The sequence below is a fragment of the Halorubrum sp. Boch-26 genome, from assembly GCF_029889805.1.
Classification (GTDB): Archaea; Halobacteriota; Halobacteria; order Halobacteriales; family Haloferacaceae; genus Halorubrum.
In genome coordinates this window covers 39,191-48,997 of record NZ_JARANT010000009.1, presented here as the reverse complement: position 1 = coordinate 48,997, position 9,807 = coordinate 39,191, and the positions used below count along the sequence as shown (strand labels likewise).

Annotated in this window: 9 protein-coding genes and 1 pseudogene; 1 reads left to right on the top strand and 9 read right to left on the bottom strand. The window is 68.3% G+C overall.

Going from position 1 to position 9,807, the window contains the following annotated elements:
- The 8 genes and pseudogenes from OQF71_RS02550 to OQF71_RS02515 form a co-directional block, all read right to left on the bottom strand.
- Positions 1-188 (bottom strand): annotated as a pseudogene (locus OQF71_RS02550) (DMSO reductase); the annotation flags it as partial.
- The gene (locus OQF71_RS02545) at positions 178-1,257 is read right to left on the bottom strand and encodes a 4Fe-4S dicluster domain-containing protein (protein WP_280585604.1); all 1,080 of its coding nucleotides are present in this window, start codon (positions 1,255-1,257) and stop codon (positions 178-180) included. The gene OQF71_RS02545 and the pseudogene OQF71_RS02550, both read right to left, overlap by 11 nt.
- Positions 1,257-4,247 carry a molybdopterin-dependent oxidoreductase gene (locus OQF71_RS02540; protein WP_280585603.1) on the bottom strand — a complete coding sequence of 997 codons (2,991 nt, stop codon included), beginning with the start codon at positions 4,245-4,247 and terminating at the stop codon, positions 1,257-1,259. The genes OQF71_RS02545 and OQF71_RS02540 overlap by 1 nt, the downstream gene beginning before the upstream one ends.
- A complete protein-coding gene (locus tag OQF71_RS02535) occupies positions 4,244-4,441 on the bottom strand; it encodes a hypothetical protein (RefSeq protein WP_094525538.1) in 198 nt (65 codons plus the stop codon). Before OQF71_RS02535 ends, OQF71_RS02540 begins: the two co-directional genes overlap by 4 nt.
- Positions 4,434-5,906, bottom strand: a complete 1,473-nt coding sequence (locus OQF71_RS02530; protein ID WP_280585602.1) for a cytochrome bc complex cytochrome b subunit — start codon at positions 5,904-5,906, stop codon at positions 4,434-4,436. The genes OQF71_RS02535 and OQF71_RS02530 overlap by 8 nt, the downstream gene beginning before the upstream one ends.
- Positions 5,906-6,655: a ubiquinol-cytochrome c reductase iron-sulfur subunit gene (locus OQF71_RS02525; protein ID WP_280585601.1), complete on the bottom strand. Its 750-nt coding sequence runs from the start codon at positions 6,653-6,655 to the stop codon at positions 5,906-5,908. The genes OQF71_RS02530 and OQF71_RS02525 overlap by 1 nt, the downstream gene beginning before the upstream one ends.
- On the bottom strand, positions 6,655-7,293 hold the full coding sequence (locus OQF71_RS02520) for a hypothetical protein (RefSeq protein ID WP_280585600.1): 639 nt from the start codon (positions 7,291-7,293) through the stop codon (positions 6,655-6,657). Before OQF71_RS02520 ends, OQF71_RS02525 begins: the two co-directional genes overlap by 1 nt.
- A 254-nt stretch (positions 7,294-7,547) precedes the next feature.
- A complete protein-coding gene (locus OQF71_RS02515) occupies positions 7,548-8,189 on the bottom strand; it encodes a helix-turn-helix domain-containing protein (RefSeq protein WP_280585599.1) in 642 nt (213 codons plus the stop codon).
- Between the two features lie 144 nt (positions 8,190-8,333).
- Here OQF71_RS02515 and OQF71_RS02510 point away from each other — a divergent pair, with 144 nt between their 5' ends.
- Positions 8,334-8,570 carry a hypothetical protein gene (locus tag OQF71_RS02510; protein WP_280585598.1) on the top strand — a complete coding sequence of 79 codons (237 nt, stop codon included), beginning with the start codon at positions 8,334-8,336 and terminating at the stop codon, positions 8,568-8,570.
- A 31-nt stretch (positions 8,571-8,601) separates the two neighbouring features.
- On the opposite strand, the gene OQF71_RS02505 is transcribed toward OQF71_RS02510, so the two are convergent.
- Complete coding sequence (locus tag OQF71_RS02505) at positions 8,602-9,786, bottom strand: MFS transporter (RefSeq protein ID WP_280585597.1); 1,185 nt, start codon at positions 9,784-9,786, stop codon at positions 8,602-8,604.
- Positions 9,787-9,807 lie beyond the last annotated feature (21 nt).

Sequence of the window (9,807 nt, the reverse complement as noted above, 5' to 3'; positions counted from 1 at the left end):
TCGCCGGGCGGTTTTGCGAGGTTGCCGGCAGTTGTCTGCTGCTCGACCGGGATCTCGTAGGCCGCGCGGGCGTCGACGATCATCGGGAACGCCGCGGTCGCGACCACGACGGCGAGCGCGAGCGCCGCCGCAACGGCGAGCTCCCGCGACCCGATTCCGCCGAGAGCCGTCGCATCGTCAGCCGTCATCGTCGAACACCTCCAGCCGGTATTGGTCGTCGTTGTTCACGGTCGAGAGGATCTCCATGAGTTCGCTCTCCTCGCCGCGCTCGGCCTTCTCCCGCTCGCGGGTGATCGTGTTGAGCGCCGACTCGACCTCGGGGCCGAACAGCTCTTCCAGGTAGTTGCGCGGGATGCGGTCGGCGTCCACCGTCTCGCCGCTCTCCGAGGTTTGCGGCGGCGCGAACGGCGGGATGTAGTAGACGTTCGGCTCCGTCCGGTACTCGGGGTGGAGCCGCAGGGCGACCTCGTACTCGTTGACGAGCTTGTGTATCGGGCCGTCCTCGTCGTCGAGGAAGCCGACGTGCCGGAGCTGCGGCGGGCAGTCCTCGGCGCACGACGGCGGTCGGACCTCGCCCTCTGGCCCCTCCCCCTCGATCCGGGGGTAACAGAAGATGCACTTCTCGCTGGTCTTCGTCTGCGCGTTGTAGAACACCTTCTTGTAGGGGCACCCCTCGACGCAGTAGCGGTAGCCGCGACAGCGGTCCTGATCGACCAGAACGATGCCGTCCTCCTCGCGCTTGTAGATCGCGGAGCGCGGGCACGCCTCCACGCAGGAGGGGTGCGTGCAGTGGTTGCAGATCCGTGGGAGGTAGAAGTAGTACGAGTTCGGGTACTCGCCGGCGCCCTCGTCCTCGTCCCAGTTCGGCCCCCAGTCGGCGTTCTCCATGGGGCGGAGCGGCTCGTCGCTGCCCTCGTACATGATCGCCTCGTGGTTGAAGTCCCACGCGCGACCGTAGTCCTCTTGCTCCGGGAGTTCGCCGGGCGTTCGGGACTGCCCCTCCTCATCCCAGCCGCCGCCCATCTCCTCCCAGTCGCGCGGGTAGCCGGCGCCGGGCTTCGTCTCGACGTTGTTCCAGTACATGTACTCGCGCCCCCCGGACTCGGTCCAGTTGGTCTTACACGCGATCGTACACGTCTGGCAGCCGATGCACTTGTTCAGGTCCATCACCATCGCCACCTGGTGATCGACGCCCTCCGCGAGCGGGACGTCGCCGTCCTCGGTCTGATGAACCGTGTCGTCGGTGGTCTTACTCATCAGTCGTCACCTCCGAGTAGGTCCGAGATGCGACCCAACGCGCCGCGCGACTCGGACCCCGAACGGAGCGACGCTGACCCCGCTTCCGACGCCCCGAGCGAGTCGGAAACGATCGACGCCGCCTCCGCTTCGACCTTCTCGACTTCGATCCGAACGTCGCTGTTCACGCCGGTCGGTCCCCAGTAGTTCGGGAAGAAGTGGAGGTGCTCGCCCGTGTCTTCGGGGTACTGGACGAGCTGCGTCGGCTTCATGTACATCGGCACGAGCGAGTTGAAGTTGTTCCGGTCGGGATACTGGAACCGTTCCCAGCTGAAGAAGTGCCGGACAGTTCCCGGCTCCCCGCTCGGGTAGATCTTCGCCTGCACCTCCACGGAGTCGAGGTCGTTGTACACCCGCACGGTGTCGCCGTCCTCGATCCCCCGTTCCTCGGCGTCCTCGGGGTTGAGATAGACGGTCGGCTCGCCGCGCTGCAGTCGGAGCATCTTGCTGTCGTCGCGCCACGTCGAGTGGATCGCCCAGCGGCTGTGGGGCGTGTTGTAGCCGAGCGGGTACTCCGACTTCTCCTGTAACACCGGAGCCTCCTTGTGCGTCGGGAGCTGCTCGTCGAGCTCCAGGAACCAGTCGTGGTCGATGTAGTACTGCTGCCGTCCGGTGAACGTCGGCCACGGGTTCTTGTCCTGCACGTAGTCTTTCCACGGCGCGTACGCCTCGCCCTCCTCGATGTCCGACGACCAGTGGTCGCCGGCTTCGAGGAGGCGCCGCGGCTGCTCGTCGATGTCGTCGAACGTGAGCTGCTCGTCGGTCCCCTCGGGATTGGTCTCTTCGGAGTTATCGAGGATGAACTCCGCGGCCGCCTTGTCCTCCGCGAGGGCGCCGGGCTCCTCGTCGAGCCAGTCGCGGACGTAGTCGTCGTGAATCGACTGGAGATCGATCTGTCGGTCGAACTTCCGGTCGTCGACCGGCTCCGTGCCGCGCTCCGCGGCCAGCTCCTGGATCTTCGCGGCGAGCTCACGGAAGATCTGCCAGTCCGTCTTCGACTCGCCCAGCGGCTCGACAGCCGGCGTGAACGGGTGCACGTAGGTGTGCATGTCCGTCACCGACAGGTCGTGTTTCTCGTAGTGGCTCGCCGTCGGCAGGACGATGTCGCTGTTGAGCGCCGTCGAGTCCATCCGGAAGTTGATGTCGACGACCAGATCGAGCTTCGGCCACAGCTCCTCTTCGAGCGCGATGTTCCCTTTGGCCTGATTGAAGTAGTTCCCGCGCCAGACGAACATGAGTCTGGGGTCGGGGCGGCTGCCGTCGTCGCGCTCGCTCGGGTACAGCGGCATCCACCCCTTGTCGATCGACTCCCGGATCTTCGCCGCCGTGTCCGGGTCGGTGTTCTCCATGATCCCGGCGTGGTAGTACGTCCAGAGCGTCGTCGGGACGCCCCGGACGCTTCCGGTCGGGAACGAGAGGTTCTTCCAGCCGTTGAACGTCCAGATCTTCTCCTGACCGACGTAGTGGTCGAGGCCGGTCCCCTGTCGGCCGAGGTTCCCCGTGAGCGTGACGAGCAGCTGGATCGCGCGGTTTCCGAGGTCGTTGTGGTACCAGTCGTTTACCCCCTTGCCGTGGATGATCTTCGCGCGATCGACGTCGGCGAACTCGCGGGCGATCTTCTGGTGGGTCCGCTCGCCGACGCCGGTGATCTCGTTGACCTGCTCGGGGGTGTACTCCGACAGCTCGTCGCGGAGGTTCAACCACACGGAGCGCGTCTCGACGTCGCCGTCGGTCGTGTCGACCGTGCGCTCGACGGCGAGTTCGGGGTCGAAGTCGAGCTCGATGCTCACGGAGTGGTCGTTCTGGCCGTCGCGCTCGCCCAGCGATCCGGGCGCGGTGCGGAGGGTGCCGTCGGCGTCCTGCATGACGAACACCTTCTCCGGCCGGTCGGCGTCGACGTCGAGCCCGGACACCTCGCTCGCGCGGAGGAACTTCCCGGTGTCCTCGCGGACGAGCAGCGGCATGTCCGTCTGCTCTTTCAAGTGCTCCTCGTCGTACAGCCCCTCGTCGACGATGGTGCGCGCCATCCCGAGCGCGAGCGCGGTGTCGCTCCCGGGCTCCGGCCCGATCCACTCGTCGCAGTGGATGGCCGTCTGGCTGTAGTCGGTGAAGATCCCGACGCGCTTGGCGCCGTCGTACCCCGCTTCGAGGAAGTACTTCGCGTCGGGGATCCGCGTGACGTTGATGTTCGAGCCCCACGCGATGATGTAGTCGGCGTTGTACCAGTCCGCGCTCTCGGCGTTGTCGGTCTGGGTCCCCCACGTGATCGGCTGTCCCGGCGGAAGGTCGGAGTACCAGTCGTAAAAGGAGTGACTGACGCCGCCGAGCAGGTTGACGAGTCGACTCCCCGAGGCGAACGACACCGGGCTCATCGCCGGAATCGGGGTGAAACCGCTGATCGCGTCGTACTCCTCGTCTTCCACGGTGTCGATGACCTCCTCGGCGATCTCGGTGAGCGCCTCGTCCCAAGAGATCCGCTCCCACTTGCCCTCCCCGCGCTCGCCGGTCCGGCGGAGCGGGTGTGTGACGCGCTGGTCCGCGTTGACGTAGTCGGTGAAACACGCCCCCTTCTGACAGCCCCGCGGGTTGGGGTCGGGAAGCGACTCGTCGAAGCGCGGGTAGTCACCGGCCTGCTCCTCGCGCCATACCTGCCCGTTCCGCGTGTACACCTGCCACGAGCAGCTGCCCGTACAGTTGACGCTGTGCGTCGAGCGGGCCTTGTCGTCCCAGTCCCACTCCTCGCGATAGAGGTCCTCCCAGTCGCGGTACGGGTAGTTCCCGATCGGGTCGTCGACGACGTCCAGCGCGGTCATCTCCGTGAGGTCCTGCGCGGATCCCAGCCCGGTGGCGCCGACGGCGGCCGCCGCCCCGACCCCCTTCAGGAAGTCGCGGCGCGCGGCGCCGCTGCCGTCGCGTGTCGATTCGTTCGGTGTATCTGTCGTGTCAGTCATTGTTTCTCTATGAGAACGGTTGCGAGGCCGAGCGCGACGCCGAGCGCCGCGAACGCGACGCCCTCGGGGGTACCGCCGCCCGCGTCCAGCCCGGCGGCGATCAGCCCCACGCCGGCCAGTTTCGTCGCTCGATCCGCCCAGCGGTACCGACGGGGCGACAGCTCGGCCAGCCGGAACGCGCTCGACTCAGTCATCGCTCGATCCCTCCGTGGCCGACGCGGTTCCGTCGTCTTCCGACATCGTCGGCTCCGCGCCGCCCTCTCCCGAATCGTCCTCGAAGCCGCCGAGAATGGCGTAGGTGAGGGTGCCGGCCGCGGCCGGGACGAGCACGAGCGCCGCGGTCAGGTAGGGCCGGAGCACCGCCGTCGACGTACCGAGTATCTCGGCGAGGATCACGTCCATCCCGGCGATAGAGGCCACCATGACGAGCGTGACCCCGAGGATGCCGACCGCGGTCGGGAACGGGCGGTCGAGGTAGTTCCGGGTGAAGTGTTCCGGCTTCTCCGCGCGGTCGATGAACGGCCAGACCGCCACGGCGACGAACACCAGCCCGGGCAAGAGCAGGCCGCCCACGAACTCCGAGCTGACGTGGATCCCGAGCACGTCGAAGCTCAGCCACGAGGGAGTGAGCTTTAAGAATCCGTACCCCCACATCAGGAACCAGTCCGGCATGACGAGCGACGGCGTCGACGCCGGGTCGTTCGGGCCGTACTCGGCGATGTTGTGAACGGGAAGCAGCCCCGCGAGCAGCGAGAGCACGGCCATCGTGAGGAAGAACACGACCGCGCTCACGGCGGCTTGGTTCGGGAACGCGGGGAGCCCGATAACGACGCTGTCGTCGTCGCGGTCGATCAGGCGCGCGCCGCCGTCGGTCGCCTCGGCGCCTCCGCCCGCGGCCGCGGTGCCGCCGCTCGTCTCGGCGGCGGCCACGTCCCCGTCGCGCTGCGCCTCGGTGTGTTTCTGCCGGACGAGGATGGCCATATGTACCGCGATGAGTCCCGCGATCGCGGCCGGGATGAGGAAGACGTGGAGGAAGAACAGGCGCGGGATCGTCGCGCTCGTCGGGAACTGCCCGCCGAACACGATGCTCGCGAGCGGGTCGCCCACGATCGGGACAGAGGCGGCGACGTTGTAGCCGATGCCGACCGCCGTGCTCGCGAACTCGTCGTACGGGAGCGAGTACCCGGTGTACGCGGCGAACATCGCCAGCCCGGCGAGGCCGGTCCCGACGAGCCAGTTCGGCTCGCGCGGGTTGCGATACGCCCCGGTGAAGAACACGCGGAGCATGTGCAGGGCGATCGCGGCGACGAACAGGTGCGCCGCCCAGTGGTGCATGCGCCGCAGGAACATCCCGAACGGCACGTCGTAGGTGATGTTGAGGACGCTTTTGAACGCCGCCGGCACCTCTTGGCCTTGGTACTGCGCGACGCTGCCGCCGTACTCGACGGCGGCCGTGCTCGGCTCGTAGAAGAACGCGAGGAACGTTCCGGTCGAGACGAGGATGGCGAAACAGAACAGCGCGACCTCGCCGAGCAGGAAGGAGTCCTCCGCGGGGAACGCCTTCCCGAGGAAGTCGCTCCCGCCCTCCAGGTCCAGCCGCGAGTCGACCCAGTCGTAGGCTGACTCGGCCCGGTCGGTCGCGGCGTCGATCCGGGACATCACTCACCCCCCGGGCCGACCGGCCCCCGGAAGTCGCCCGTGGCGACGAGGTAGCCGTCGCCCGAGAGCGTGATCGGGAGCTGCGGCAGCGACCGCGGCGCCGGCCCCCCGACGACTTGTCCGCCGGTTACCGGGTCGAACCGCCCGGAGTGACACGGGCAGACGAGCACGTCGCCGTCGCGGTCGGCGACCATACAGCCCGCGTGAGTACACACCTTCGAGAACGCGGCGTACCCGCCGACGGTGTACTCGTCGCGCACGTCGTCGCTGTACGCCGACTCCTCGAAGCGCACGAGCAGCGTCGGGGCGTCCTCGACCCCCGGACGCGGCTCGGGGAACACCGTGAGCTGTTCGCCCGGAGCGATGCGGTCCTCCGCGATCCGTTCGCCGGCGTCGTCGACGAGGGGGATCCCGTCTTCGTACACCGGCCCCCGATACTTCGTGTCGAACACCCGAGTGAGCCCGGCGACGGGGGCTGCGAGACTCCCGACCGCGGTGATCCCCCCGACGGTCGCGAGGATCTTCGCGTAGTCACGGCGCTTGAGTTCGGCGCGCGCGTCCCGCCAGAACGGCCGGTAGATGCTCGGGTTGACCGCGAGCCCGTCGTCGTTCTCCGGGCACGCGTCGCACAGCTCGCCGCCGCCGGCGTCGGTCCGCCCGCTCGGGCCCTCGTCGCCGTGCGACGCGGCGCTCGGCGGGGCGTCGGTGCCGTCTCCCGTCGGTCGTGGGTCGGTTACGTCGTCTTCCATCAGTGGTCCCTCCGTTCGGCGACTTCGACGTGGGGCATGAACCACGCGTAGTACGACACCGTCGAGCCCAGCAGCGACATGAACAGCCCGAAGGCGTAGATCCCGAAGTACTGGGTCCGGGCGAGCGTGAGGTACTCGGCGGTGAGCAGCGCAGAGAACACGATGGCGAGGGCGGTGAGCCCGCCCATCGCGACGAGCCCCTCGATGGCGTCGCTCGCGTCGTGGTACTCGACGACCCACCGGTCCTCGGTCTCGAACCAGGGGAACGTCGCTCGATTCACTCCCTCCGGCGGCGGTGCGTCGAGTCCGCCGCCGTCTGTGGCCGCTGCCTCGGTTGTGTCGGCCGCATCACCCGGGCCCCCGCCGCTCGCGTCGGGCCGCGCGGCCCGGTTCATGAAGCGGTGGAAAAAGGCCATGGCTCCCAAGAGACCCAGCAGCGCGACCCAGACGATCACGCCGACCTGACTCGGCGAGAGCTTGTTCGGCGTGTCTACGAACCCCTCCAGCGGTTGCATCTCGCTCACGCTCTGGTCGATCCGAACCTCCTCCGACGGCGGCTCGCCGTGGAGCCCGACGTACCACGTCGGCAGCAGCACGGCGAGCACGATGAGGAGGATGGCAATCGTTCGTCGGTCCATTGTGTTGTATCGTGTGTCGTGTCGATGAGCCGGCTCAGCGGCGCGAACGCGCTCCCGCGGCGCCGGCCCGCCGTCCGCCGCGGTGATCGCTCGTGAGATCTCGATACCCCGTGGGCGTCTGGTCGGTGTTAATTACGGTGGACAGACCCCTGACATACTGTAACGTTGGACCGGAAACGAACAACTAGCTACTCCCGAACTATTCGGTGATTTAAATACGGTCGCCGGATGTCCGGGACAGACATGGCAGCTTCTCAGTCGTCGCCGAACAGCTGGGACAGCACGGTCGCCGTCACGAGCCGAAGGTGTTCCGAGACGGTCGACTTGGCCAGACCGAGGTCGGCGGCGATCTCGTCGGCAGTGGCGGCGTCCGGCTCGAAATATCCCTTCTCGACCGCGACGGCGGCGACCGTCGCCTGTCGCTCCGTCACGCCGGAGAGGTCGATCGGGATCACGGTCGGTCGTCCGTCGTCTTCCCCGTCACCCGCGTCCCTGTCGACGAGGATCTGCCGGACCTCCACCGTACCGAGCGCGTCGACGATCGCCTGTAGCTCTCCGTAGCCGGTCAACACGAACGTCGCGATCAGCTCCCCGTCGTCGATCCGCGTCTTTCGCGGCAACACCGGGAAGCTGGCGAACGCCGGCGGGAACCGGGCGCAGGCGCAGCCACCGCGGGCGCCGCCGTTGAGGTCGTACCGCCCGTGCGACTCGCCGGCGAACTCCACCACATCCAGTTCGCTCGGCGGGTCGGGGGGAGGGTCGCTCGCGACGAACTCGACGCGCTCGTCGTCGGGGTCGACTCGGACCTCTCGCAGGGTTGTCCGTTCTGAAAGCGCGGCTACGGGACAGCGATCGCAGGCGGCGGCCGCCAGTTGGACTTGGATCGTGTCGACCACGCCGTTCGCACGTACGGAGGGCGGTTTCAAAAAGATTGGAGTCAGCCTCGATCGGGTGTCCCCGCTCGAAGAGCGCGCTGCCGCCCCGCACGCGGCGGTCGCCAACGAGGGAACGTTTAAAAACATCCGGCCGGAACGAGGGGTATGCCCACCTTCGAACTGAACCTCTCGGACGACGTCTACGCGGAGTTCCAGCAGCTCGCCGACCAGGAGTTCGTCTCCGAGGAACAGGCCGCAGAGGACCTCATCGCCTCCGGCATCGAGGCGTACAACGTGAGCGTCGTCGACGACGAGCCGCGCGACGAGATGCTCGACGGCGCGGAGAACAACATGTTCGACACCGCACAAGACCCCGGTAGCCTCGAAGACGACCGGCTGTAAGCGGGTCCGCTTTCACACCGAGTCTGCTCCGTCAGTACCCGAGCCCGAGCAGCCGGTTCGCGAGGAGCGCGGCTAGCCCGAGCGCCATCACGCCCGCGAGCAGCCCGAACGCGGCACCCCAGCCGGCCGCGTCGGACACCGTCCCGACGACGACGCTGCCGGACGCGCCGACGACCATGTAGGCGGTCCGGACGAGCCCGAACCCGGCGCCGCGCTCCTCGTCCGAGAGCAGGTCCATGAACCGCGACTGAACGGGCGCGCCCCACGACATCGCGACGCCGACGAGACAGACGGCGACGACCGTCGGCGCGAGGCCGAGATCGAACCGCGCCGTCGCGACGAGGAGGGCGTAGCCGACGATTCCCGTACTCATCGTGCCCATCGCCGTCACGTCGCGGCCGAACCGGTCGGAGAGCGAGCCCGTGATCGGTTGGGTCCCGCCGTGGACGAGGAAGTACAGCGAGAACAGCAGCGCCGACAGCGCCGTCGAGAGCCCGCTCCCGACGTCGAGGAACGTCGGGAGGAAGGAGGCGGTCGCCTGCCACGTGAACGCGCCCATCGTCGCCAGCGCGGTCGTGTAGAGGATCGGCGGCCGCGAGAGCAGCTCGACGAGCGGCGCGAGCGCGAACCTCTCGCGCATCGGCTGATCGGGACGGATCGGTTCGGTGGGCCGCACCCGCCACGCGAACAGGGCGAACACGGGAACCGCGACCGCGACGCCGAGGAGGATCCCGGCGCGCCAGCCGTACCGCGAGCCGACGAGCGCGGCGACGGGCGGCGCGGCGAGCCCGGCGATCGGTCCCCCGGCGACGTGAACCCCGATCGCGCGGCCGATGTCGTCGAACTGCTTCGCGAGGAACGTCGTCGCCACCGAGTAATGGAGGCCGGCGCCCGCGCCGAGGACCACGGTGAACAGCATGAAGACGCCGATCGACGGCGAGACGGCGATGAGGAGGGAGGAGACGGCGGTGGCGCCGACCGCGGTCAGGATGACGGCGCGCTCCCCGTACCGGTCGCCGAGCACCCCGGAGGGGAACTGCGCCAGCGCGTACGCCAGCCACATTCCCGAGAGCGCGAGACCGACGGTCGCGTTCGTGACGCCGAACTGCGTCGTGATCCGCGGGACCAGCGGGCTGATGGCCAGCCGCGCGACCATCGTCGCGGTGAACGCGAGCGTACAGAGGGCGAGCGCGGTGTGCCGATACCGCCAGTTCACGGTCGCCGTTCTCGACCCGGG